The sequence below is a fragment of the Actinomyces sp. HMT897 genome, assembly GCF_016626125.1.
Lineage (GTDB): Bacteria > Actinomycetota > Actinomycetes > Actinomycetales > Actinomycetaceae > Actinomyces.
In genome coordinates, this window is sequence record NZ_CP067336.1 from 130,418 (window position 1) to 154,956 (window position 24,539).

Sequence of the window (24,539 nt, forward strand, 5' to 3'; positions counted from 1 at the left end):
GCGCCACCGGGTGCACTAGGCTCAGCGCCATGAAGACGTTCGAGGACCTTTTCGCCGAGCTCCAGGCCAAGGCGGCCAGCCGTCCCGAGGGCTCGGGCACGGTGGCCGAGCTGGACCGGGGCGTGCACTTCATCGGCAAGAAGCTCGTGGAGGAGGCCGCCGAGGCGTGGATGGCCTGCGAGCACGAGCCGGACGAGGCCGCCTGCGAGGAGATCAGCCAGCTGCTCTACCACGTCCAGGTCATGATGCTGGCCAAGGGCTACACCCTGGCGGACGTCTACCGGTTCCTGTGAGCACCGGCCCACGCCACCCCCACCTGCCAGGAGCGTCCATGCTGCGTATCGCCGTCCCCAACAAGGGGTCCCTGTCCGAGCCCGCCACCACCCTGCTCAGGGAGGCCGGCTACCGTACCCGCCGCACCGGCCGGGAGCTGGTACTGGTCGACCAGCCCAACGACGTGGAGCTGTTCTTCCTGCGCCCGCGTGACATCGCCGTCTACGTGGGGCAGGGCACGGTCCACGCGGGCATCACCGGACGGGACCTGCTCCTGGACTCCGGGGTGGAGGCCGTGGAGCACCTGGCGCTGGGGTTCGCCCGCTCCACCTTCCGCTTCGCCGCACCGGCCGGGACCATGAGCGCGCTCGCGGACGTGGCCGGCAGGCGTATCGCCACCTCCTACGACGTCCTGGTGCGTGGCTTCCTGGCCAGCAGGGGCATTGAGGCCACCACCGTCCACCTCGACGGCGCCGTGGAGTCCTCCGTCCAGCTGGGGGTGGCCGACCTCATCGCGGACGTGGTGGAGACCGGCACCACGCTGCGGGCCGCGGGGCTGGAGGTCTTCGGGGAGCCCATCCTCGCCAGCGAGGCCGTCCTGATCACCACCGGGCGGTACCGTGACGAGCCCGCCCTGGCCACCCTGGTGCGGCGCCTGGAGGGGGTCCTGCGGGCCCGCTCCTACGTGCTCATTGACTACGACGTGCGGGCGGACGACCTGCACCGGGCGACGGCGATCACGCCGGGCATTGAGTCACCCACCGTCTCCCCGCTGCAGAACCCTGACTGGGTGGCGGTGCGCTCCATGGTGCCCCGCAAGGACGTCAACCGCGTCATGGACGAGCTCTACGAGGTGGGGGCGCGGGCCATCCTGGTCTGTGAGCTCCTGGCCTGCCGGCTGTAGGGGACGACGCCTGAGCCCCGGGTCCGGTCAGTAGCGTCCGGAGCGGATCTGGTCCAGCATCTCCCCTGCGTCCGAGATCTTTTGGCGCAGGTTTCTGAGGACCTTGTAGTAGCCCGTATTATCACTCACGTAGTGCATAAAGGTCCCCTTCTGCTCATCGGTCATGGAGGACCACGGGATCAGATGATTGTCGTCGTCAACGAAACTACTGTCCTTAGAAAAGGACCTGGACAGGGCCTCCAGGTCAATGGGCCTCCCGTTCATGTCCACGAGGGTGCCGCCGTCGGCAATAGCCGAGTACAGTTCCTCCGTCATCCACCTGGCGGCCTCGGTCCTCTTCTCCTTGACGGCGGGCCAGGCCTGCTCGGCATTGTTGGTGGGAAGAAGGCGGTCCAAGCCCCGGGACAGGTAGCTGGGGCCCCCGTCGAGCAGCCAGTCGGCGAGCTTCCTATCGACCAGGTTGCTGTACGGCACCAGGTCGTAGGCCTCTCCGATAATAGATCTCTGTGCCGCGTTCTCCTCGTCCACGGCCTGCGCTACCGACCTGGTCGCCTCGGCGGGTGCGGCGTAGAGGACGGTCAGGAGCATCGCCCATTTCCTGCCCACGTTATCAAGGGAATGTTTTAGGTACTGGTCCCGTTGCGCGGGGGCGGAGCTCGCCTCGGCGAGGTCACGGGTGTAACCGTCCTGGGCCGACGCGAGCAGCGTCTTAATGGCCGGGGGCCTGCCGCCCTCGTACTCGTCGTCACGCGGGTCGTCCGGGTCGTGGGGGTCAGTGACCGCCGGGGCGTCAAAGGCGAGATCCTCGAATATGCTACCTCTATTCAATAAACGGTACCTGCTGCTGGGGTCAAACTTGATTACGGTGTCATGCCCCCTCATTCCTCCGATCGCTAACGTATGCACATTTATCGGATAGCGTTCACCGAGAGAATTCGCCATGCCGCTTAGGTGGGGTGAGATAATCGTTCCGGCCCAGGAACGCAGCCGGGAGCTCGCTCGCCCCCAGGTGGGCTCACCGTCGACCTCCCGCTCGACGTCGTCCTGCGGCGACCCTCGTCTCCAGTCGAGCCCGTCTTGGTAGCCGACCACAAAGTTCGCAGCTATCTCGGCGCGGAGCTTGTCGTCAGCCTTCTTGGCGTCGTAAGCGTCCCGGTCCTCCAGGTAGGCCGGGTCGTCCTTACCGCCTGCGTAGGCACTTGGGTCAGGCGATCTCCAGTCCGCGTCCGTGTCCGGATCCGGGCGCGAGGCGTCCGCCAGTACGTCACCAAACGCCTCACCACCGTCCTGGAAGCCGGGGAAGTCCCCGTCCACCCGGTGCCCGGTAAGGTACCGTGCGGTACTCATGGGGAACGGCCTGAGCATCTCCACTGCGTCGACGCTGAAACCGGTGTCCGAGGCCAGGAAGCCCCGCAGCGCCTCCAGGCGCCGCTCCTCCACGGGGCCCACTGCCGGGCCGGCGGCAGCGCAGAGAGGGTCCGGGGTGTCAGAGAGCAGGTACACGGAGTGCAGGGGATCCATGACCGACCGGTCTGAACCCACCATTAACTCGGTATCTGCCATATCCGCGTGGAAGACCTCGCTCCCGACCTCCTCGTCATGGTCCCAGGTGACTATGTCCGCCGCCATGGAAGGACCTGAGTCATGTTCCTGGTAGAACCCGGCCCCCAGGGCCAGGCCCGGGTTCCTCTGGGCCGCGGCCCCCGTGAGCTGGGAGAACAGGGAGTAGCCCAGGGTCTGGCGCACCTGGCCGAACACCTTGCGCCCGGCCTCCTGGTACTCGGCCACCCGGTAGGCAGCCAGCTCGTCCATGGTCTCACCGTGGGCACCGCGCAGGTCACCACGCACCTGGTCAAAACCGGCCTGCGCCGCCGACCCCAGGTTCACCCCGCCGGTGGACAGCACCAGCACCTCACCCAGCTCGTACAGGATATCCGCACGGGCCCGCCCCGCCGTCGAGTACGGTGAGGGCACTCCCACACGCTCCGCAAAGGCGTACAGCTCGCGAGCCGATACCGTCTCCATGAGGGCGTTCGCCACGAACGGGTCCCCCAGTGCGGGACCGTACTCATCCTGGAAGGTCCGGATCTCCTCGTCGGTCAGGTCGGTGTCCCGCACCACCTGGGCAATAGCAGGAGCGGTCGTGCCCTGCGCGTAGTCCCACGACTCCAGGCCACCACCGGTCTGCCCGCCACCGGCCTGACACGAGGGGACAGCGTCCTCCCGTCCCACCTCAGGAACCGGCCCGGGAGCATCAAGGCCCACCAGTGCCGCGACCACCATGACGACTACGACGACGGCAGCGTGGCAGAGGAGGCCGCGATAATCCCACGCAACCGCGACGTACCTGAGCCTCCCTGCGAGCGACAGCACGGCCCTCACGCGGCCCCCTGGTGCGAGGACCCGCCTTGACGCCATGGGCGTTCTGTCAAACTTTGTGTCACTCATTGACGCTGCTTCCTGGTGCGCAGGACAACCGTGACCCGCAGTATAGTGGCAGAAACCCGGTCCCTCTGTCTCAGACGGTCAGCAGCGGGTCGCAGATCGTCTCGGGCGTGACGGCCGTGTCCCCGAGCAGCTGGTGGCTGCCCAGGAAGCTGACCATGCTGGTGACCAGCTCGCGGTCCAGGGCCCCGATGACGCTGCCCTCGTCCGGCTTAATGAGGGCGGCCGTGGCCACCGCCACCTCCCGGGCGTGGGCCGCCTGGGTGGCGTCCACCAGGTCCGGGACGTAGGCCCTGGCAGCCTCCACGGCGGCGTCGGGATCCTCGACGAAGGCGCTCATGCCCCGGGCGGTGGCCACCACGGCGTCGGCCAGCTCCGCCCTGCGCGCCGCCAACACGCTGGCGCTGGTCACGATTGAGGCGCCCAGGAGGGGGACCGTCTGCGCCACGTCCAGCCCCCGCACCGGGAAGCCCGCCTGGCCCAGCTGCACGGCGTCGTTGTTGGAGAAGCCCACAATGGCGTCGACCTTGCCGGTCATGAGGGCGGAGACCTGGGTGTAGCCGGTCTCCTGCACCGTGACGTCGTCCTGGTTCAGGCCCGCCGTGTCCAGGGCCAGCCTGAGGCCGTACCAGGTCTCCCCGGAGCGGCCGGGCAGGCCCACGGTCCTGCCCCTGAGGTCGGCCAGGGTGGTGACCGGGGAGTCCTGGGACACAATGACCTGGACCGGGTACCTCTGGTAGTAGCCGCCGATCACCACCAGCTCACGGCCGTTGGACGCCGCCACGGCCGCCTCGTCCCCACCGGCGACCACCGCGTGCTCGGTACCCGCCAGCAGGGCGTCGAACAGGCCCTCCTGGGCCCCGTGGTGGCGCAGCGCGACGTTGGCGGCGTAGTCGCCGTTACGCAGAGCCAGGTAGGCGGGGGCGAACTGGATGTTGGGGGTGTAGGTCAGGCCCAGGGTCAGGGCGTCCGTCCCGCCGGAGCCGGGCGAGGCGGACCGGCTCCTGGCGGCGGTGCCCGAGGCGCAGGCGGCCAGGGCCCCGGCACCGCCCAGGGCCAGGGCGGTCAGGAGACGACGGCGGTTCACGGTGGTCATAACAGGTTCCTTAGACGATGACGACGGGGACGAAGCGGTCTGGGCCGCGAGCGCGCAGGGGGCTGGCGTGCCTGGCCGGTGGTGCTCAGGTGGCGCGGCGGCCGCGGAGGGCGGAGACGGTGCGGCTGCGGTGCTCCAGCTCGGTGAGGGCCCAGTGGATGGTGGTGGCCAGGGTGCACAGCAGGGTGATGGTGGAGAACAGGCCGGTGGTGTCGACGGCGTCGCGCTGGGAGGACAGCAGCAGGCCGAGTCCTGTGCCGCCCATGGTCATCTCCCCTACGACGGCTCCGGTGATGGACAGGGTGAAGCCGGTGCGCAGGCCGGTGAGGACGGCTGGCAGGGTCATGGGCAGTTCCATGTAGACCAGCATGCTGGTGCCGTGGGCGCCGTCGAGGCGGGCGGCGTCGATGATGTCGGTGTCCAGTCCGCGTAGGCCCAGGAGGACGGTGACGGTGATGGGGAAGAAGACCATGAAGGCGCACAGGATGACTACCGGGAGGGTTCCGTAGCCGATCCACAGGACCAGCAGGGGGGCGATGGCGATGGCGGGTACTGCCTGGCTGGCGGCCACGTAGGGCAGGGTGGCGCGGGAGAAGAGGCGGCAGTGGTGCAGGGCCCAGGCCAGGGGTAGGGCCAGGGCCGCGGCCAGTAGGCAGCCCAGGAGGGCCTCGTGCAGGGTGGTTGCGGCGTAGTCCAGTAGGTGGGCTCGGGTCAGTCCCAGCCACAGGCGGTGCAGGACGGCTGTGGGTGCGGGTAGGAAGACGGCGGGTACGGAGCCTGAGCGGGTGGTGAGGTCCCAGGTCAGGAGCAGGGTCGCGCCTAGTGTCAGGGCCGGCCAGGGTGGGCGGTGGGTGTGTCGGTGTCCCCGGGGGCGCCGGGTGCTGCCGGTGCTGCCGGGGTGGGTGGGTGGTGGTGTGGGGTCCTGGTGGTTGGCCGGGTGTTCAGGGTGGGTTGTGGTGCTCAATGGGGCCTGCCCTTCCTCGGGGGCGTCCCCGGGACAGTCCGGGGTGAGGGCGCAGGCGCCAGGTGCCCAGGGCCCTGTTTGCGCAGGGTCCTGGGCGCCTCGTGTCTCCTCCCATCCGGACTCTCACCGTCGGTGCCGGGGTTCCACCGGCTCAGCCGGTCACGTCACCCCGGCGGGGTGGTGTGGCCGGGTCGCGGACTGTTACCGCCGGCTCGGACTTTCACCGACCCCGGAGCACGTTGCTGGGCAGCAAGACTACCGGGTGTCACGGTTATCGCCAAGGTGACGTCTCGCGTGTGACTGATCGCACCTTGTTCCTGGTGGGGTGGGGTTGGTCGGGGGTGACGTCGCGGTCACGGCTGGTGTCCGTGCGCCACTGCCCCTGTGTCGGTCCTGGTTGTCAGGGCTCATCGGCGGCGACCTGTGTGGTCGCGGGGCCGCATGGGCCTGGCGGAGGCCGTAGAGTAGGTGGCGCCGTGGTGATTACCTGTTCTGGAGGTTCCTGTGTCCGTCAACCTGGCCCGACCGCGTCCCCCTTTTCCTTACGACCTCCTTCCCCCGGTTCCTGCCTTTGAGCTGGCATCGGCGGATCTGAGTGAGGGCGCCCCGGTGCCGGAGCGTTTTACCGCCCTGGGTCAGGGGGTCTCCCCTGAGCTGCACTGGTCGGGGTTCCCGGGGCGGACGCGGTCGTTTGCCGTGACGTGCCTGGATCCTGACGCCCCGACGGGGTCGGGGTGGTGGCACTGGGTGGTGGTGGACCTGGCTCTGTCCACCACCTGCCTGGCGCAGGGGGCGGGGGCCTCTGACCTGGGTCTGGACGGTGCCGCCTTCCATGTGCGTGGGGACAATGGTGAGCACGCCTACTTCGGGCCCTGCCCGCCTGCGGGGGACGGGGTGCACCGTTACGTGTTCGCGGTCAGTGCCCTGGACGTGGAGAGCCTGGGGCTGGACGAGGACGCTACTCCTGCGGCGGTGGGTTTTACCGTGGTCCACCACTGCATCGCCCGTGCCACCCTGACCGCCACCTTTGAGGTCCAGGGGGTCGATGGCGCCGCCCCCTTCCTGCGGGACGCCCAGTGACCCCGACGATCACCACCGCCCAGACCCGTCGGCGGCGTCGCCTGGACTCCGTCAACGCCGCCTCTCGCGGCTCGTCGCGTGCGGCCTCCCGCAGCGTCTCGCGCTCGGGGCGTCACGAGCGTCGTCCCCTGGCCCTGGTCACGGGTGCCACTAGTGGGATCGGGCTGGCCGTGGCCCATGACCTGGCCCATGACCACGACCTCATCCTGCTGGCCCGTACCGCCTCGGACCTGGAGGACCTGGCGCGTCTGCTGCACCGGGAGACCGGTTGCCTGGTGACTACCTGTGCGGTGGATCTGACCCTGGACACGGATCTGGCCCAGGCGATCGCCGAGCTGGACGTGGAGAGCCTGGACGTCCTGGTCCACTCCGCGGGGGTGGAGGGGCCCGGGGTCGTGGAGGGGCTCAGTCCCGCCCGGTGGCGTGACGTGCTGGACCTGGATCTGGTGGCGGTGGCTCATCTCACTAGTCTTCTGCTGCCGGCTGTGCGTGACGCCCAGGGGCTGGTCGTCTTCATTAACTCGGGGGCCGGTCAGCACTCCTGGCCGGGGCAGGCCCTGTACTCGGCGGCCAAGCACGGGCTGGTGGCCCTGGCTGACGCCCTGCGTGAGGAGGAGCGCGGTCAGGTGCGGGTCACCTCGATCTACCCCGGGCGGGTGGACACCCCCATGCAGAAGCGTCTGCACCGTCATGCGGCGCCGCTGACCAGCTCGGGGCGGCGTCGGCCCTACCGGGCCAGGGACCATATGCGGCCGGGTTCGGTGGCCTCCTGCGTGCGTCTGGCCGTGAGTATGCCGCACGACACGATTGTGGAGGATCTGAGTGTCCGCCCGGAGAAGGCCGGCCGCTAAGGGGGTTCAGCGCCCGCCGGTGAAGCCCAGGGTGTGCCAGGCGTGGTACAGGCCGATGGCGGCGGAGTTGGCCAGGTTGAGGGAGCGGTTGCCCTCTACCATGGGGATGCGTACGCGTGCGGTGACGTGGGGGTCGTCCATGACGGCCTCGGGCAGCCCGGTGGGTTCGGGGCCGAACAGCAGGGCGTCGTCGTCCTGCCAGTCCACCTGGGTGTACAGGGTGGTGGTGTGGGAGGTGAAGGCGTAGATCCGTCCCGGGATCCTCTTCAGGCAGTCCGTCCAGGTGGGGTGGACCAGGGTGTGGGCCAGGTCGTGGTAGTCCAGGCCCGCCCGGCGCAGCTTGGAGTCCTCCATGTCGAACAGGGGGTCGACCAGGTGGAGCCAGGCCCCGGTGTTGGCGCTCAGGCGTATGGCGGCCCCGGTGTTGCCCGGGATGCGGGGCTCGTAGAAGATGACGTGCAGCACGGGGTCATCCTGCCACCGGCCTCCGGGCCCGGTGGGCGGGGCCGGGGGCGTCCGCCCTGGTCGACGCCGCCCCGGGGGGTAGGCGGTCGCATATCCTCGCGGTCATGACCACCTCCCACGTCCTGACCGCCCCGCCCCTGGAGGGCGACGTCGTCCGTCTTGAGCCGCTGCGCGCCTCCCACGTGCCCGGCCTGCGCCAGGCCGCTGACGGGGCGGGGCCGGGCGCCTGGGCCACCGTCCCCACCCCGGAGGAGGTGGAGGCCTACGTGGAGCACAGCCTGGGGCGGCGCGCCACCGGGTGCTACTGGCCCTACGCCCAGGTCGACGCCGCTACCGGGCGGGTCCTGGGGCACACCGCCTACCTGACGCCGCGGTGGATGCCGGACGGGCGCCTGTTCGCCGTCGAGGTCGGGTCCACCTGGCTGGCCCCGGCCGCCCGGGGCACGGCCGTCAACCCCGCCGCCAAGCTCCTGCTGATGACCCAGGCCCTTGAGGGCTGGGGCGTGGACCGCCTCGACATTAAGACCGACGCCCGCAACGAGGTGGCCCGCCGGGCTATCGCGGCCACGGGGGCGTGCCTCGAGGCCGTGCTGCACGCCTGGCAGCCCTCCCTGGCGCCCGGTGAGCAGGGGCGGGTGCGGGACACGGCCATGTACTACGTGACGCCCGCCACCTGGCCCCGGGTCAGGGCCCGTCTGGAGGAGCGTGTCGCCCGCCACCTGGCTGCCGGCTGACGCCGCCCGGCCGCCGGCGCGCCAGTGGTACGCCGGTGGCTTGCACGCGGGTGCGCCGGGGCTGGGCGGCCTCGGGGGCGGGCGGCGGGGCACCTGCGTGCCCGGCTGCGGGGTCCTAGCCCAGGGAGTCCAGGACGATATTGAGGCCCTCGCCCATGGTGGGGTGGGTGATGACGGCGTCGCGCACCTGGCGCCAGGTCAGGCCGCCCAGCATGGCCATCTGCACGCTGGTGACCACCTCGCTGGCCTCGGGGCCGATAATGGCGGCGCCGAGGATCTCGTCGGTGTCGGCGTCGACCATGACCTTGTAGAAGCCCTCGGTGCGTCCCAGGGTCCTGGCGCGCGGGACGGCGGCGGTGGGGGTCCTGGCCACGAGCACCTCGTGCCCGGCGGCGCGGGCCTGCGCCTCGGTGAGGCCCACGTGCCCCAGCTCGGGGGTGGTGAAGACGGCCCAGGGGACCAGGCGCCCGGAGGTGGAGGCCTCCTTGCCCGCCAGCAGGTCGCGCAGGATACGGAAGTCGTTCCAGGAGGCGTGGGTGAACTGCGGGCTCCCGGCCACGTCGCCTGCGGCGTAGACGCCCTCGGCGCTGGTGCGCAGGTGGTCGTCCACCTTGATAAAGCCGCGCCCGGTGGTCTCCACCCCGGCGGCCTCCAGGCCCAGGTTCGCGGTCACGGGGGTGCGTCCCAGGGCCACCAGCAGGTGGGAGCCGGTGGCCTCGCGACCGTCCTGGGCGGCCACGACGACGCCGCCCGGGGCGGCGCCCACCCGCGTGGCGCGGGCCCCGGTGAGGACCGTGACGCCGAGGGCCTCCAGCCCGGCGGTGACCTCGGCGGCGACGTCGGCGTCCTCACGGTCCAGGACGTGCTCCCCGGCGTGCAGGAGCGTGACCGGCACGCCGAGCAGGCCCATGAGGGAGGCCATCTCCACGCCGATGACCCCGCCGCCCAGCACCACCAGGTGGCTGGGCAGCTCGGGCAGGGTCAGCAGGTCCTCACTGGTCCAGTAGGGCACGACCTCCAGCCCCTCGATCGCGGGGAGGGAGGGCGTGGTGCCGGTGTTAATGAGCACCCTGGCCCCGCGCACGCGCCGGGTGGTGCCATCGGTCAGCGTGATCTCCACGGTGCGCTCGGCGACGAAGCGGGCGGTGCCCTTGACGAAGTCCATGCCGGAGGCGGGGAACATCGTCTCGTGGGCGGCCACCATGGCGCCCACGACGCCCTCCTTGCGCGCCCGCAGGGCGGCCAGGTCGATACGGGCCCGCTCCAGGGCGGCCGTCCCGCCGTCGGCCTCGGGCAGGGTGACGCCGTGGGTACCCGCACCCTGGACGTCGCGCAGGACGCGGGCGGCGGAGATGAGGGTCTTGGTGGGGATGCAGGCCACGTTAATGCAGGTCCCGCCGACCTTGTCGCGCTCGACCATGACGACGCGATCGCCCTTCTTGGCGCGCAGCATGGCCAGGGACTTGCCCGCCTTGCCCCCGCCGACGACGAGCAGGTCGACGTCCTCCACCGGGATCGCCGGGGCGTCAGCGCGCCCGGGACCGGTGTCGGCCGTACTGGTGGTGGCGTGGGTCATGGGTGGTCCCCCTCGATGTCGCGGCCGGTGGGTCGCCACAGGCCGGTGGTGGTGCTGGCCGCCTCGCGGCCACCGTGGTCGCCAGGGCAACCGCGTGGGGCCTGCCCCTATTCCCCCCTCCCCTGCTCCCCCTCCCCCGCCGGGGCGGACCGCCGCCGGTGGACCCTGCCGCCCGGGGCGGTAGGTCATCTTCTCCCCGTAAGGAGTAGGCGGCGTCCGTGCCGCCCACGCCGCCGGGGTGGTAGGCCGCCAGCAGGAAGAGCAGGCGGGTCGGGCCCACGGCGCCCGTGCGGGGGCGGGCCCCGTGCGGGCCGGGCGCCTTACCTGGCGGCCAGCTGGCGCAGCACGTACTGCAGGATGCCGCCGTTACGGAAGTAGTCGGCCTCCCCGGGGGTGTCGATACGCACCACGGCGTCAAAGGAGACCACGCTCCCGTCGGGCCTGCGGGCCCGGACCGCCACCGTGCGCGGGGTGACGCCGTCGTTGAGGGCCGTCAGCCCCGTGACATCGAAGGTCTCGGTGCCCTCCAGGCCCAGGGTCGCGGCCGACTCGCCGGCCGGGAACTGGAGGGGGACCACGCCCATGCCAATGAGGTTGGAGCGGTGGATACGCTCGAAGGACTCGGCGATGACCGCCTTGACCCCCAGCAGCGCGGTGCCCTTGGCCGCCCAGTCGCGTGAGGAGCCGGACCCGTACTCCTTGCCGCCCAGCACCACCAGGGGGACGCCCGCGGCCTGGTAGGCCTGGGAGGCGTCGAAGATGGACTCCTGCTCACCGGTGAGGAAGTTGCGGGTCCACCCGCCCTCCACGCCGTCAAGCAGCAGGTTGCGCAGCCTGATGTTGGCGAAGGTGCCGCGGATCATGACCTCGTGGTTGCCGCGGCGCGAGCCGTAGGAGTTGAAGTCGCGGCGGGCCACCCCGTGGGCGGCCAGGTAGCGGCCCGCCGGGGAGTCGGCCTTGATGGCGCCGGCCGGGGAGATGTGGTCGGTGGTCACCGAGTCGCCCAGGAGCGCCAGGACGCGGGCCCCGGCGATGTCGCCCACCGGGGCCGGCTCCATGGTCATCCCCTCGAAGAAGGGGGCCTTGCGCACGTAGGTGGACGCCTCGTCCCAGGCGAAGGTCCGCCCCGCCGGGGTGGGCAGGCCGCGCCACCGCTCGTCGCCGGCGAAGACGTCTGCGTAGTCGCGGGTGTACATCTGGCGGTCGATGGTGGCGTCGATAGTGGCCTGGACCTCGGCGGGGTCGGGCCAGATGTCGGCCAGGAAGACGTCACGGCCCTGCTTGTCGCGCCCCAGGGGCTGGGTGGCGAAGTCGAAGTCCATGGTCCCGGCCAGGGCGTAGGCGATGACCAGCGGCGGGGAGGCCAGGTAGTTCATCTTGACGTCGGGGTTGATACGCCCCTCGAAGTTGCGGTTGCCGCTGAGCACCGAGACCACCGCCAGGTCGGCGTCGGCCACGGCCGCGCTGACCTCGGCCGGCAGGGGGCCGGAGTTGCCGATGCACGTGGCGCAGCCGTAGCCCACCACGTTGAAGCCCAGCGCGTCCAGGGCCGGCCACAGCCCCGCCTTGGCGTAGTAGTCGGTGACCACCTGGCTGCCCGGCGCCGTGGAGGTCTTGACCCACGGCTTGCTCCTCAGCCCCCGGGCCACCGCGTTGCGGGCCAGCAGGCCGGCGGCCACCATGACCGACGGGTTGGAGGTGTTGGTGCACGAGGTGATGGAGGCGATGGCCACGTGCCCGTGGTCGAGCTCGGTGACCGTGCCGTCGGCCAGGGTCACCGGGGTGGGCTGGTGGGGCTGGGCGGCGTAGGCGGGCAGGGTCGCCTCGAAGGACTCCTTGGAGCGGGAGAGCTCGATACGGTCCTGGGGGCGCTTGGGCCCGGCGATGGAGGGCACCACGGTGGACAGGTCCAGCTCCAGGTACTCGGAGTAGACCGGCTCGCGCCCCGGGTCGTGCCACATGCCCTGGGCCCTGGTGTAGGCCTCCACCAGCGCCACCTGCGCCTCGTCCCGGCCGGTCAGGCGCAGGTAGTCCAGGGTGACCTCGTCAATGGGGAAGATCGCGGCGGTGGAGCCGAACTCGGGGCTCATGTTGCCGATGGTGGCCCGGTTGGCCAGCGGCACGGCGGCCACGCCCGCCCCGTAGAACTCCACGAACTTGCCCACCACCCCGTGGGCGCGCAGCATCTGGGTGATGGTGAGCACGACGTCGGTGGCGGTGGCCCCGGCCGGGATGGAGCCGGTGAGCTTGAAGCCGACCACCCGCGGGATGAGCATGGACACGCTCTGCCCCAGCATGGCGGCCTCGGCCTCGATGCCGCCCACGCCCCAGCCCAGCACGCCCAGGCCGTTGACCATGGTGGTGTGGGAGTCGGTGCCCACGCAGGTGTCCGGGTAGGCCTGGATCGTGCGCGCCCCGTCGGGCCCGGCCACCTGCCTGGTGAACACGGTGCGGGCCAGGTACTCGATATTGACCTGGTGGACGATGCCGGTGCCCGGGGGGACCACCCGGAAGTTGTCCAGCGCCCCCTGCCCCCAGCGCAGGAACTGGTAGCGCTCGGCGTTGCGCTCGTACTCACGCTCCTTGTTGGTCTCCAGGGAGGAGGACAGGCCGAAGGAGTCGATCTGCACGGAGTGGTCGATCACCATCTCCGCGGGCGCCAGGGGGTTGATGACCGCGGGGTCGCCGCCCAGGTCCGCCACGGCCTCGCGCATGGTGGCCAGGTCCACGATGCAGGGCACGCCGGTGAAGTCCTGCATGATCACGCGGGCTGGGGTGAACTGGATCTCGGTGTCCGGCTCGGCGGCGGGGTCCCATGTGGCCAGGGCGCGCACGTGGTCGGCGGTGACGTTGGCCCCGTCCTCGGTGCGCAGCAGGTTCTCGGCCAGGACCTTGAGGCAGTAGGGCAGGCGCCCCAGGCCGGGGACGGCCTCCAGGCGGAAGATCTCGTAGTCCGTACCGGCTACGCTCAGGGTGCTGCGGGAGGCGAAGGTATCCAGGCTCACCGGTCTGACTCCTGTTCTGGCAAGGGGATCCTGCTGGCTCAGCAGGCGAGGAACCCCGTCACCGTAGCCGACGCCCTGTGACACGGCGTCAACACGGCGTCATGGGCGCACAGTAACGTCACTGTCATGGTGCGCAATCCCCCGCACCCGGCCCTGGCGACCGCCTCCAGGGCCCCTGGAGGCCGGCTGGCCGGCGAGCAGCGCCGCCGACGCCACCGGGAGCTGGCGCCCGGGGCGGTCAGGCGCGCTCCAGGACGGCGACCGCCTCCAGGTGGTGGGTGTGGGGGAACATGTCCAGGGCGGCCAGGTCCCCCAGCCTGAACCCCAGGCCCAGGAAGGCGGCCAGGTCCCGGGCCAGGGCCGCCGGGTCGCAGGCCACCAGGACCACCCGGGAGGGCCCCAGCGCGGCCACGGCCTCCACCACCTGCCGCCCGGCCCCCCGCCGCGGGGGATCCAGGACGACGACGTCGGCCCCCCACCCCCGGCCGGGTCCGAAGGAGCTCCCCAGCTCGGTGACCGAGTCCGCCGTGACGGCCCCGGTCACCAGGCGGGCGTCAGGGTGGTCGTGGAGGTTCCTGCGGGCGTCGGCCACGGCCTGGGCGGATCCCTCCAGGCAGGTCACCCGGGCCCCCAGGGCGGCCAGCGGCAGGGTCAGCAGCCCCGAGCCGGAGTACAGCTCCAGGACCCGCAGCCCGTCGGCCCTCAGGGCGCCGGGGCCCGGGTGGCCGCCCGCCGCGGTGGGGTGGTCCTCCACCACCGCCCGCACCACCCGCTCGGTCAGGACCCGGGGCGCGTCCCGGTGGACCTGCCAGAAGCCGCCCACGTGGACGTGGTAGCGCAGCTCGCCCAGCCCCAGGGCGGTGGCGTCCACGACCTCGGTGACCCGCCTCCGGCCGGTGGGACGGGCCCGGGCGGTGAGGACCTCCTCGCCGACGACGACCAGGGGCTCGCCGGTGCTGGGGGCCACCGCCGTGAGGCGGGCACCGGGACGGTAGTGGTGGCGCCACCGCCGGTCCTGGGTCAGGCCCAGCTGCTGGATCGGCGCGACCGCCAGGGGCAGCTGCCGGACCTCCAGGACCTGCCCGGAGCGGAAGCCGTGCATACCGGCCCGCCCCTGGGCGGTGACCTCCAGGGACACGCGCGTGCGCGTCCTGGTGCCCGCCCGGGCCCGGGTGCGGGGGTCGTCACTGGCCTGCGCGGCCAGCTCGGAGGGCATGGCCTCCACGGCCACGGCCTGCCCCGGGGCCGCCCCGGGCAGGGCCTCCACGGCCTGGACGACGTCGCCTCCCCCGATCCGCCGCAGGCAGTCGGCCAGCACCCAGCGCTTCCAGGTGCGCTGGGCGCCCAGGGCCACGTGGGAGAGCTCGCCGCCGCCCACGCCCCCCGGGCCGGCCTCCGCCCACACCGGGCTCACCCGGTCCGGTGAGGCCCGGAGGACCTCGACGGCCTCGGCGTACCAGACCCTGGAGGCCCTGGCGGTCACCCGGGCCCGGACCCTCTCCCCGGGCAGGCAGTGGCGGACCAGGACCACCACGCCCGTGGGGTCGTCGTCCTTGCGGGCCACGCAGAAGCCTCCGTGGGCGGGGGACCCGGCGTCCAGCTCCAGCAGCTCGGGGGCTGTCCCGCCCCCGCCAAGGGCCTGGGGACGCGGGGCGCGCCGTGGGCGGGCGGACCCGGGTGCGGCGGGCGGGGTGGGGGTCATGGCTGCTCCTCGTGAGGCAGGGGGGCCAGGCGGCTGGCGTCGGCGTCACGGGAGGCGACGTCGGCGTCCTGGATGTCGGTACGGCTCCGGGAGGTACGGCTCAGGCGGGCCCCCTCCCCCAGGCCCAGCTGCCAGGGCACGGAGGCCACGACCACGCCGGGGGTGAACAGCAGGGCCGTCTTGAGCCGCAGCGCGGTCTGGTTGTGGAGGATCTGCTCCCACCAGTGGCGCACCAGGTACTCCGGCAGGAAGACCACCACCAGGTCACGGGGGGACTCGCGGCGCACGCTGCGCACGTAGGAGATGATGGGGCGGGTGATGTCACGGAAGGGCGAGTCCAGGATGGTCAGCGGCACCGGCAGCTCGGCGTCGTCCCAGGCGTCCAGGAGCCGGTCCGCGCCGCCGTCGCCGGTGTCCACCGTGACGGCCTCGATGGAGGTCGGGTGGGTGGACTGGGCGTAGGTCAGGGCCCGCAGGGTGGGCTGGTGGAGGCGTGAGGCCAGGACGATGGCGTGGACGTGGGCGGGCAGGACCCGGGAGTCGTGGAGGTCGGCCACGGCCACCTCCTCCGCCACCCGCTGGTAGTGGCGCCGGATACGGTTCATGACCAGGTAGAGGAAGCCCATGATCGTCAGGGTGACCCAGGCGCCCCGGGTGAGCTTGGTGACCAGGACGATGACCAGCACCAGGCCGGTGCCGGCCACCCCCACGGCGTTAATGACCCGCGAGCGCCGCATCCGTGAGCGCGACCGGGCGTCGGTGACGGTGGCCAGCTCGCGGGTCCAGTGGCGCACCATGCCGACCTGGGACAGGGTGAAGGAGATGAACACGCCCACGATGTAGAGCTGGATGAGGCTGTTGGTGTCGGCCTGGAAGCCCACGATGAAGGCGACGGCTCCCAGCCACAGCACGATAATGCCGTTGGAGTAGGCCAGGCGGTCGCCGCGCTGGGAGAGCTGGCGGGGGAGGAACTCGTCGCGGCCCAGGACGCTGGCCAGGACGGGGAAGCCGTTGAAGGCGGTGTTGGCGGCCAGCACGAGGATGAGCCCGGTCACGGCGGTGACCAGGTAGAACATGGGCTTGAAGCCGGAGAAGACGGTGGCGGCGATCTGCCCGATGACGGGGTCCTGGTGGTAGGAGGCGCCCAGGGGCTGGCCGTTGCTGGTCAGGCCGGTGGCGGGGTTCTCCACCATGTGGACGCCGGTGGCGCCGGCCAGGTGGATGATGCTCAGCAGCATGAGGGCCGCGATGGAGCCCAGGAGGAGCAGGGTGGTGGCGGCGTTCCTGGACTTGGGGCGCTGGAAGCTGGGCACGCCGTTGCTAATGGCCTCCACGCCGGTCAGGGCGGCGCAGCCTGAGGAGAAGGCGCGCAGGATGAGGAAGGCCCCGGCCAGGCCGGCCAGGCCCTGGTCCCAGCCGGGCTGGGCCACGATGTCGAAGCCGGCGGACTCGGCGCGTCCCAGGTGGCCGGTGAGCTCCTGGAGGAGCCCGGCCACCACCATGGCGCCGATGGCGGCCATGTACAGGTAGGTGGGGACGGCGAAGGCGCCGCCGGACTCCCTGGAGCCGCGTAGGTTGAGCACGGCCAGCAGGGTGACGACGCCGACGGCGACCTGGACCTTGTAGGGGGCCACGGAGGGTACGGCGGCGGCCAGGTAGGAGGTGCCCGAGGAGACGGAGACCGCGACGGTCAGGACGTAGTCGACCAGGAGGGCGGAGGCCACCAGGAGGCCGGCGTGGGGGCCCAGGTTGGTGGAGACCACCTCGTAGTCCCCGCCGCCGGAGGGGTAGGCGTGGACGGTCTGGCGGTAGGAGGCCACGACGACGACCAGGACGCCGACGACCGCCAGGGCGATCCAGGGGGACAGGGCGGTGGCGGCCAGGCCCGCCACGGCGAGGGTGACCAGGACCTCGTCGGGGGCGTACCCCACGGACGACAGGGCGTCGGAGGCGAAGACCGGCAGGGCTATCCGTTTGGGGAGGAGGGTCTCCCCCAGGGCCTGGCTGGGTACCGGGCGGCCGACGAGGAGCCGTTTGAGGCGGTCAGCGAAGTCACGCACAAACTCAGATGCTACTCCGTGGCCGCTCCGGGGCGGGACGAGGGGTACGGTTGGCCCCGTGCACTTCGTCATTATGGGCTGTGGGCGCGTGGGCGCCTCCATGGCCACGCAGCTGGACCGGATGGGGCACTCGGTGTCGGTGATCGACCGGAGCTCGGACGCCTTCAGGCGCCTGCCCTCTACCTTCAACGGCCGTAAGGTCAAGGGGATCGGCTATGACCGTGACTCCCTGGAGCAGGCGGGCATTGACGAGGCCTACGCCTTCGCGGCGGTCTCCAACGGGGACAACTCCAATATCGTGGCCGCGCGGGTGGCCCGGGAGAGCTTCGGGGTGGAGCGGGTGGTGGCGCGGATCTACGACGCCCGCCGGGCCGACATCTACGAGCGCCTGGGGATCCCGACGGTGGCGACGGTGCGTCAGACCGCTGACCAGATGATGCGTCACGTCCTGCCCGGGGGCGCGGCCAGTGAGATGGTCGACGCCTCGGGGGCGGTGAGCCTGGTGCAGCCTGACGTGGCGGGCGCCTGGGTGGGGATGACGGTGTCGTCCCTGGAGGAGCGCCTGGGGGTGCGGGTGGCCTGGATCTCCCGGGGCTCGTCGGCCCTGCTGCCCGAGGCGGCCACGGTGGTCCAGGATCTGGACCGGCTGCACGTGGCGGTGGTCTCCGAGCGTGTGGGTGCCGTGCAGCGTGCCCTGTCCCGTCCCCCTGTCAGTGAGGTGTGAGTCATGAAGATCGTTATCGCCGGGGCCGGGTCGGTGGGGCGCTCCATCTCCCGTGAGCTCATTAGCCACGGGCACCGTGTGGCCCTGATCGACCGGTCCCCTGAGGCCATGCGTATTGCCTCGGTGCCTGAGGCGGACTGGCACCTGGCTGACGCCGGTGACATCGACGTGCTGACCGAGGCCGGTGTGGGGGACTGCGACGTCATGGTGGCGGCCACGGGGGACGACAAGACCAACCTGGTGGTCTCCCTGCTGTCCAAGACGGAGTTCGGGGTCCCCCGGGTGGTGGCGCGGATCAACAACCCCAAGAACGAGTGGCTCTTTGACGAGGCCTGGGGCGTGGACGTGTCGGTGTCGACCCCGCGTATCATGACCTCCCTGGTGGAGGAGGCGGTCTCGGTGGGGTCGCTGGTGCCGGTGTTCTCCTTCCACCAGTCCGGGGCGCTCATGCACGAGCTGACCCTGCCTGACGACTCGCCGGTCATCGGTGAGCTGGTCAGCGAGATCCCCCTGCCCCCGCACACGGTGCTGGCCGCTATCCTGCGTGAGTACCGTCCGATCAACCCTGACGGGGACGAGCGTTTTGAGCGCGGGGACGAGCTGATCTTCCTGACCGCCAAGGAGGGTGAGGGCACGCTGGGCGAGATCCCGTTGATCTTCTCCCCCGAGGACGACGCGCCGGCCCCCGAGGAGCTGGACGAGCTGCTCTAGGGGGCGGTGGTATCGGGGGCCGTGTGGTGGGCGGGGCCGACCAGCAGCCAGACGAGCCAGAGGGTCAGGGCGAACAGGGGGACGCCCAGGGCCAGGCGGGCCACCCCCAGGGGGCCGGTGGCGCCGGCCAGGTACAGGGGGGTCTCCACGGCCAGGCGGGTGGCGAACATGGCGGCCAGGATCCAGGTCCCCAGCCGGTAGCGCCGGTTGAGGTGGCGCAGGCCGGGGTCGGTGCGCCAGGCCCAGGGGGCCGGGGCCTGGTCGTCCCGGGGGGCCGGGGCGTCGTCCTGCCCGGCTCCCGTGGCACCCGCCAGGGCCTGGACGCCGTTGATGGCCAGGCCGACCACCGGCCAGCCCAGGGCCAGGGAGGCCAGGGAGCCGGCCAGCCAGGCGGCGTTGACGAGCAGGCCGGTGGCGTAGAAGTCGGTGGCGCTGCCGCTGTGCCAGGCCCAGGCGGCGCTGAGGGCCGCCAGGGCGGCCCCGCCCACGGCCTGGGTGGGGGGCTCGTGGCGGAGCAGGCGGGCCGCCAGGGCCAGGGCGCTCAGGGCCAGGGAGGCCCCCAGGGCCGCCAGCAGGGCGCTGGGCCGGGCGGCCAGGACCAGGACGAAGACGAGCGTGGGGGCCACGGACTCGGTGACGCCGCGCCACCCGCCCAGGGCGGCCAGGGCGTCGAAGGACTGCGACCCCAGGGCGCCCACGCCCCGGGCCGGGCGGGCCGGTGGTGTGCTCATGCGCCTGGCACCAGGAGCTCGTAGGCGGGGTTGTAGATGACGGGGCGGGCCCGGCCCGACACCACGGTGCCCGAGGCGATGAGGTGCCTGCCGGGGGTCACCCCGGCGATGGAGCGCCGTCCGATCCACACCAGGTCGACGCTGCCGGTGCCGTCGAAGAGCTGGCCCACCAGGACGGGCTTGGCGGTGGCGGGGCGGTAGGTCACCGCGCGCAGCACCCCGGAGACCCGGGCGGGGCGGCGGGGGGTGAGGTCGCCGATGGGGACCGTGCCGCGGGCGCTGGCCGAGGCCGCCTCGTCGCGCGCGTCCAGGTCCTCACGGCTCCAGCGCAGGGCCGCCAGCAGGTCGTGGGCGCGTCCGGCCAGGCTCATCGGACCTCGGCGATCGTCGGCCCGGGACGCAGGGGGTCGAGCCCGGGCAGGTCCTCCGGCTCCGGGCCGGCGGCCGCCGAGGGGTCCCGCAGGGGCAGGATCTCCCGGGGCGGGCGGGCCTGGGAGTCGCGTACCACGACGACCTGGTCGAGGACCTCGCGCAGGGGGGCGGCCGCGGCCTCGTCGGAGGCGGCCCGCCCCTGGAGGACGCCGCGCAGGAACCAGCGGGGGCCGTCCACGCCGATGAACCGCACGTTGACCACCGCCTCGTGGCCCTGGGAGTCGCGTACCGGCACCTGGCTGGTGATCTCCGGGCCGTGGGGGCCGTCGGTGACCGAGGTGCGGGCCCGGCCACGGCGCAGCTCCAGGGTGATGTCCTCACGCAGCTCCTCCCAGATCCCGGTGGTGCGCGGGGCGGCGAAGGCGCGCAGCTCCAGGCTGGAGCCTGCCAGGACGATGACGGCGGCCGTGGGGTGGCCGTCGGGGGTCATGCTCTCCAGGCGCAGCTGCATGCCGGCCACGGCGGGCACGCGCAGGGAGCCCAGGTCAATGTAGGAGGCCGTGCTGACGGCCTCGGGTACGGCGGCCGCGTCCCAGGGACCCTGGGGGTCCGGGTCCGGGTCGGGCGGGGCGGGCTCGGTGGCGGCGTCGGCGACGCGGGCGGCACGGTGGCGGGAGAACAGACCCATGACGGGCTCCTTGGGTGGTGTGGCCCGCCGTCGGCGGGCGTGGTGGTGGGCCGGGGGCGGCCGGTGTCAGCCGGCGCAGTCGGTGCACACCGGCAGGCCGGTGGCGTCGTCGACGTAGGCGAGCTGGCTGCGGTGGTGCACCAGGAAGCACTCCGAGCAGGTGAACTCGTCCTCCGCCTGGGGTACGACGTGCACGCTGAGCTCCTCGCGGGACAGGTCGGCGCCGGGCAGCTCGAAGCCCTCGGCGACCTCGTTCTCGTCCTCCTCGATGGCCTCCTGGGAGTGGTCCTTGCGGCGGGCGGTGAGCTCCTCGATGGAATCGGCCTCCGGCTCGTCATCGTTCTTGCGCGGGGCGTCGTAGTCAGTTGCCATGGCCTCGTCACTCTCTCTCGTCGACGGCACTGGGTGCCCGGGACGTGGCCGGTCTCACTGTGGTAAGCGGGTCCGCGCGCCGGGCGAGGCACGCGCACAGTAGCACCGCTAACCGCCCCCGGGCACCCGGAGCCGGGTCTGTCATAGGGGCTGTGGGCGAACAGGTACGGGTGGATCCGGGGCGGCTGCCGCGTCACAATGTGCTACACCGGCCAGCCTCCGCCCCTGACACCACCGGTGATGGCAGTCTGGGATGCGGACAGCGCGACACGAGGAGGCCCGTCCATGATCGAGCTCGAGCTGCTGGGCGCCAACGGCGACAGCGTCGTGATGACCGACGCGCGTGGGACGCGGTACAACATTGTGGTCGACGACGCCCTGCGCGCGGCGGTCCGCAGGGAGCGCCCGTCCGCCCGTCCGCCCGCAGAGGAGCCCCCGGCCCCCGGAACGCCGGTGCGTCCGCGTGACATCCAGGCCCTGCTGCGCTCGGGGGCCTCCGTCCAGGAGGTGGCCACGGCCACCGGCCTGACGGTGGACCACGTCTCCCGCTTCGAGGGCCCGGTGAGCGCCGAGCGCCACAACGCGGTCCGGCAGGCCCAGTCCTACCGGATCGGCTGGGAGAAGGACTCCCCCGTCCTGGGCGAGCTCGTCGTGGACCGCCTGGCCACCCGCGGGGTGGATCCCGCCACCCTGAGCTGGGACGCGCTGCGCCACGGCCGCGACCCCTGGCAGATCACCCTGACCTTTATCCAGGGGGCCGAGGAGAAGGAGGCCCGCTGGGAGCTCAACCTGCCGGCACGCTCGGTCATCGCCCTGGACGACGAGGCCCGCTGGCTGACCGAGGCCGCCTCGCTGGGGCGCCGCCCCTCGGTCTTCGACCAGGACACCGAGGCCTCCGGGGCGTCCTCCCACCCCGAGGACGCCGAGTCCGCCGCCCCCACCAGCACCGACAAGATCCTGGATGACCTGGCCTCCAACCGGGGCCGGCGCCTGATGGTGCTGGAGCCCCTGGAGGAGGACGAGGACAGCATCCGGAAGGACGACGAGGAGGGGCAGGCCCAGGTGCTGTCCATGTCGGACCACCGCCGCTCCTACGGCCAGGCGTCGGCCCAGGCCCCCTCCGAGGTGCCGGTGACCGGGGCGGTACACACGCTCACGGGGGCCGTGCGCACCACCGCCGGCGTGCAGACGGCCCTGACCGGCACCCAGCGCCCCGTGGAGGAGGAGATCGTCCAGGACGGCGCCGTGGAGACGCCCGATCCCCGCCGCTCCCAGCGCAGGCGCAAGCGCCGCCAGCAGGTGCCCTCCTGGGACGAGATCGTCTTCGGCGCCAAGCCCGAGTAGGGCGCCACCGCCCGTAACCACTGACTGCAAGGGAGACGGCCATGGTAGCTGACACTGACCACGACACCCAGGGCAGGGAGCCGGCAGAGCCCGGGGAGGAGCCCGAGCCAGCAGAGCCCGGGACCAGCCCGGAGGAGCCCGAGCCCCGCAGGCGCGTGCCCACCTGGGACGAGATCGTCTTCGGCGCCAGGCCGGACGGGGCCCGACCCACCCCGGCACCCCGACGACCCCGGCAGGAGGACAGTCTTCTCGAACTCCCGATGGACATGGTCGAATCCGCCTCCCACGACGAGCCACACAGGGACCACTCCGACCCGCCCACCCCGATGCCCTGGGAGGAGGAGCCCGCTCCCGCCCAGGAACGCGTGATCGACGTGGTCGAGTTCGCCTTCCACCTCAAGATGCACAAGGACCGCTCCGGCCCGCCCCGGCCGGACTGGGCCCAGCCCACCCCGGCGCCCCGGCAGGAGGACACCGCCCCCGACCAGGGAACCGTGGTCGTCTTCCCTCCCAGGTCGGGCCGGGCCTGGGCCTCAGGCGCGACGCACCAGCAGGGGGACGCTGGTCTCGGCACGGGTCAGGGAGCCGTGGACCCCGGGCAGGGCCATGGCGGCGGGGGCGTGGACGCGGGGGTCGACGACGACCCAGGAGCCGGCCATGGCCACCAGGACGTCCCCCACGACACCCCGGGCACGCGGTGACAGGGGCCCCAGCAGCGCGGCGGACTGCTCGCGGGTGCCCACCCACAGGGCGGCCTGGCCCAGGTGGTCGCGCCAGCGCCGGGCCACCTCGTGGGCCAGGTCGGGGTCCGAGCCGCGCACGCACAGGGAGGTCAGGCGCGGCTCGCCGGCCACCGCGGTGACGTCCCGGACCAGGTCCGGGTGGTCGGTGACGGTGACACGGTGGTCGGCGTCGGTGTCCACCATGCCGTGGTCGGCGGTCAGGACGACCCGGGTGCCCGCGGGCACGGCGCGCAGGAGGTGGTCCAGGGCCCTGTCGAGGCGCTCGAGCTGGGTGAGCCACTGCTGGGAGCGCCAGCCGTGGGCGTGCCCGGCGTGGTCGAGCTCGCCGACGTAGAGGTAGACCAGGGGGACCCCGCGGCGCAGGGCCCTGACCGCGTGGGCGGGACGGTCCTCGAGACGGTCGGCCCCGACGTGACGGGCCCCGCGCAGGGCGGCCTCGGTCAGCCCCGAGCCGGCGAACCGGGCGGGGGTGACGGCCACGGCCAGGGGGGCGGGGCGGCGGGCACCGGGGCGCAGGCGCTCGAAGACGGTGGGGACGTCCTGCCAGGCGCGGGGGGCGGGGGCGTCCTGGCCCTCCCAGGAGATGAGGCACAGGAGGTGCTCCCGGCAGGGGGTGGCATCGGGGGGCAGGGGCTGGTGGGCGGGGTTGACCACGCTGTAGCCGACCATGCCGGTGGTCCCGGGCAGGGCGCTGGTCCCCAGGGTGGTCAGGGCGGCCGCGGTGGTGGTGGGGGCGCAGGTGGTGGCCTCCAGGGTGGGGGCGGACTCGGCCTCGGCCAGCCACGAGCGCAGGGTGGGTGCGTGCCCGCGCCGCTGGAGGAGGAGCTCCAGGCCCAGCCCGTCGGCCATGACCAGCACGGTCCCGCCGGGGTCCTGGCCCAGGCCCCAGGAGCGGGCGGCCCGGCAGGCCTGGTCGTGGGTCAGGGCCCCCGGGACGGTGCCGTGCAGGTGCAGGCCGGAGCTGACGGCGGCGGCGGCGAGCACCTCACGCAGGTGGGGCACGCCGGTCGCCCCGGTCACGGTCCCCGGGCCCGGGCGGGGCCGTGCCGCGGTCCCCGGGCCGGGGGGCGCGGGGCTCACCACGGCGAGCGCGCGGTCGCGGCGGACAGGCTGCGGGCGAAGGCCTCGGCACGGGCCAGGGCGTGGGCGCCCTCGACCCCCGCGGCCACCCGGATGACGACGTCCTCGGGCACGGAGGTGCCGGTCAGGCCGTGGTCGGCCTTGCAGGCGGGGTCGGGGCAGGAGGCCGGCTCCAGGTCCAGCCGGCGTACGGCGCCCCAGGCCACGGCGATGGTCAGCTCGGTGAGCACCCCCCCGGCGTCGGCCGGGCTGGTCACCGCGCGGGTCAGGACCACCGAGCGTATGGAGGACACGGGCACGGCCTCGCTGGTGGCCACGGCCCCGGGGGCCCCGTCAGGGCCCGGGACGTCGTCGACGTGGACGATGACCAGGCGCGTGGCGGTCAGCGCCATGACGGTCACGTGCCGGTGGACGTCCTCCCCGAAGGTCGTCTCGCTCTGGACCAGGTCGGCCACGACCTCCTCGGCCCCCAGGGCCAGGTCGAGGGAGGCCAGCACCAGCTCGGGGTAGTAGCCGGCGCGGGCGACCTGGGCGGCGAGCGTGGTGGCCGCGTCTGCGTCCGTAGGGGAGGGCTGCGTCATGGCCGCCATTGTGCCACCGCCGGGCCCAGGCGGCGCCG

At 72.6% G+C, this 24,539-nt stretch carries 22 protein-coding genes and 1 riboswitch; of the genes, 8 read left to right on the top strand and 14 right to left on the bottom strand.

Translation table 11 applies throughout. The annotated features are described in order from the left end of the window. Positions 1-29: 29 nt before the first annotated feature. Positions 30-293, top strand: a complete 264-nt coding sequence (locus JJJ15_RS00545; RefSeq protein ID WP_106109064.1) for a phosphoribosyl-ATP diphosphatase — start codon at positions 30-32, stop codon at positions 291-293. A gap of 38 nt (positions 294-331) precedes the next feature. After that, positions 332-1,177, top strand: a complete 846-nt coding sequence (hisG, locus tag JJJ15_RS00550) for an ATP phosphoribosyltransferase (RefSeq protein ID WP_106109065.1) — start codon at positions 332-334, stop codon at positions 1,175-1,177. A gap of 27 nt (positions 1,178-1,204) precedes the next feature. Here the strand turns inward: hisG and JJJ15_RS00555 are convergent, their stop codons facing one another. The 3 genes from JJJ15_RS00555 to JJJ15_RS00565 all read right to left on the bottom strand — a co-directional run bounded on the left by JJJ15_RS00555 (position 1,205) and on the right by JJJ15_RS00565 (position 5,547). Beyond that, complete coding sequence (locus JJJ15_RS00555) at positions 1,205-3,460, bottom strand: hypothetical protein (RefSeq protein ID WP_200511082.1); 2,256 nt, start codon at positions 3,458-3,460, stop codon at positions 1,205-1,207. 235 nt (positions 3,461-3,695) lie between these two features. Then, positions 3,696-4,718, bottom strand: coding sequence for an ABC transporter substrate-binding protein (locus JJJ15_RS00560; protein ID WP_200511083.1), 1,023 nt, complete (start codon positions 4,716-4,718; stop codon positions 3,696-3,698). A gap of 85 nt (positions 4,719-4,803) precedes the next feature. Continuing rightward, on the bottom strand, positions 4,804-5,547 hold the full coding sequence (locus JJJ15_RS00565; RefSeq protein WP_200511853.1) for an ABC transporter permease subunit: 744 nt from the start codon (positions 5,545-5,547) through the stop codon (positions 4,804-4,806). Between the two features lie 234 nt (positions 5,548-5,781). Then, positions 5,782-5,922: riboswitch (FMN riboswitch) on the bottom strand. Between the two features lie 264 nt (positions 5,923-6,186). Between JJJ15_RS00565 and JJJ15_RS00570 the strand changes: the two genes are divergently transcribed. After that, on the top strand, positions 6,187-6,762 hold the full coding sequence (locus tag JJJ15_RS00570; RefSeq protein WP_200511084.1) for a YbhB/YbcL family Raf kinase inhibitor-like protein: 576 nt from the start codon (positions 6,187-6,189) through the stop codon (positions 6,760-6,762). A gap of 128 nt (positions 6,763-6,890) precedes the next feature. Next, the gene (locus JJJ15_RS00575; RefSeq protein WP_246742208.1) at positions 6,891-7,613 is read left to right on the top strand and encodes an SDR family oxidoreductase; all 723 of its coding nucleotides are present in this window, start codon (positions 6,891-6,893) and stop codon (positions 7,611-7,613) included. A gap of 6 nt (positions 7,614-7,619) precedes the next feature. Here the strand turns inward: JJJ15_RS00575 and JJJ15_RS00580 are convergent, their stop codons facing one another. Beyond that, complete coding sequence (locus JJJ15_RS00580; protein WP_106109069.1) at positions 7,620-8,078, bottom strand: tRNA (cytidine(34)-2'-O)-methyltransferase; 459 nt, start codon at positions 8,076-8,078, stop codon at positions 7,620-7,622. A gap of 104 nt (positions 8,079-8,182) precedes the next feature. Between JJJ15_RS00580 and JJJ15_RS00585 the strand changes: the two genes are divergently transcribed. Beyond that, entirely contained in the window at positions 8,183-8,812 is a 630-nt protein-coding gene (locus JJJ15_RS00585; RefSeq protein ID WP_200511086.1) for a GNAT family protein, read from the top strand. 115 nt (positions 8,813-8,927) lie between these two features. Here the strand turns inward: JJJ15_RS00585 and JJJ15_RS00590 are convergent, their stop codons facing one another. From JJJ15_RS00590 to JJJ15_RS00605, 4 genes are all read right to left on the bottom strand, one after another. Next, on the bottom strand, positions 8,928-10,388 hold the full coding sequence (locus JJJ15_RS00590; protein ID WP_200511087.1) for an FAD-dependent oxidoreductase: 1,461 nt from the start codon (positions 10,386-10,388) through the stop codon (positions 8,928-8,930). 320 nt (positions 10,389-10,708) lie between these two features. Further along, positions 10,709-13,393, bottom strand: coding sequence for an aconitate hydratase AcnA (acnA, locus tag JJJ15_RS00595; RefSeq protein WP_210338793.1), 2,685 nt, complete (start codon positions 13,391-13,393; stop codon positions 10,709-10,711). Positions 13,394-13,631: 238 nt separating this feature from the next. Further along, complete coding sequence (locus JJJ15_RS00600) at positions 13,632-15,095, bottom strand: class I SAM-dependent RNA methyltransferase (RefSeq protein WP_200511088.1); 1,464 nt, start codon at positions 15,093-15,095, stop codon at positions 13,632-13,634. Beyond that, positions 15,092-17,155, bottom strand: coding sequence for an APC family permease (locus JJJ15_RS00605; RefSeq protein WP_200511089.1), 2,064 nt, complete (start codon positions 17,153-17,155; stop codon positions 15,092-15,094). Before JJJ15_RS00605 ends, JJJ15_RS00600 begins: the two co-directional genes overlap by 4 nt. Before the next feature lie 58 nt (positions 17,156-17,213). Between JJJ15_RS00605 and JJJ15_RS00610 the strand changes: the two genes are divergently transcribed. Together JJJ15_RS00610 and JJJ15_RS00615 are read left to right on the top strand one after the other, a co-directional pair. Next, entirely contained in the window at positions 17,214-17,879 is a 666-nt protein-coding gene (locus tag JJJ15_RS00610; RefSeq protein ID WP_200511090.1) for a TrkA family potassium uptake protein, read from the top strand. 3 nt (positions 17,880-17,882) lie between these two features. Next, complete coding sequence (locus JJJ15_RS00615) at positions 17,883-18,590, top strand: TrkA family potassium uptake protein (RefSeq protein ID WP_200511091.1); 708 nt, start codon at positions 17,883-17,885, stop codon at positions 18,588-18,590. Here the strand turns inward: JJJ15_RS00615 and JJJ15_RS00620 are convergent. From JJJ15_RS00620 to JJJ15_RS00635, 4 genes are all read right to left on the bottom strand, one after another. Beyond that, positions 18,587-19,321 (bottom strand): DUF3159 domain-containing protein, encoded by a 735-nt coding sequence (locus JJJ15_RS00620; RefSeq protein WP_200511092.1) that lies wholly within the window; start codon positions 19,319-19,321, stop codon positions 18,587-18,589. The two genes, JJJ15_RS00615 and JJJ15_RS00620, sit on opposite strands and share 4 nt — an antisense overlap. After that, the gene (locus tag JJJ15_RS00625) at positions 19,318-19,692 is read right to left on the bottom strand and encodes an OB-fold nucleic acid binding domain-containing protein (RefSeq protein ID WP_200511093.1); all 375 of its coding nucleotides are present in this window, start codon (positions 19,690-19,692) and stop codon (positions 19,318-19,320) included. Before JJJ15_RS00625 ends, JJJ15_RS00620 begins: the two co-directional genes overlap by 4 nt. Beyond that, positions 19,689-20,381 (bottom strand): DUF3710 domain-containing protein, encoded by a 693-nt coding sequence (locus JJJ15_RS00630; RefSeq protein ID WP_200511094.1) that lies wholly within the window; start codon positions 20,379-20,381, stop codon positions 19,689-19,691. Before JJJ15_RS00630 ends, JJJ15_RS00625 begins: the two co-directional genes overlap by 4 nt. A 66-nt stretch (positions 20,382-20,447) precedes the next feature. Beyond that, entirely contained in the window at positions 20,448-20,753 is a 306-nt protein-coding gene (locus JJJ15_RS00635; RefSeq protein ID WP_200511095.1) for a DUF4193 domain-containing protein, read from the bottom strand. A 285-nt stretch (positions 20,754-21,038) separates the two neighbouring features. Here JJJ15_RS00635 and sepH point away from each other — a divergent pair, with 285 nt between their 5' ends. Further along, positions 21,039-22,097: a septation protein SepH gene (gene sepH, locus JJJ15_RS00640; RefSeq protein WP_200511096.1), complete on the top strand. Its 1,059-nt coding sequence runs from the start codon at positions 21,039-21,041 to the stop codon at positions 22,095-22,097. 533 nt (positions 22,098-22,630) lie between these two features. Here the strand turns inward: sepH and JJJ15_RS00645 are convergent. Both JJJ15_RS00645 and JJJ15_RS00650 read right to left on the bottom strand, forming a co-directional pair. Continuing rightward, positions 22,631-23,860, bottom strand: a complete 1,230-nt coding sequence (locus JJJ15_RS00645) for an alkaline phosphatase family protein (RefSeq protein WP_200511097.1) — start codon at positions 23,858-23,860, stop codon at positions 22,631-22,633. Positions 23,861-23,916: 56 nt separating this feature from the next. Next, entirely contained in the window at positions 23,917-24,501 is a 585-nt protein-coding gene (locus JJJ15_RS00650; RefSeq protein WP_106110633.1) for a DUF5998 family protein, read from the bottom strand. Positions 24,502-24,539: the final 38 nt, after the last annotated feature.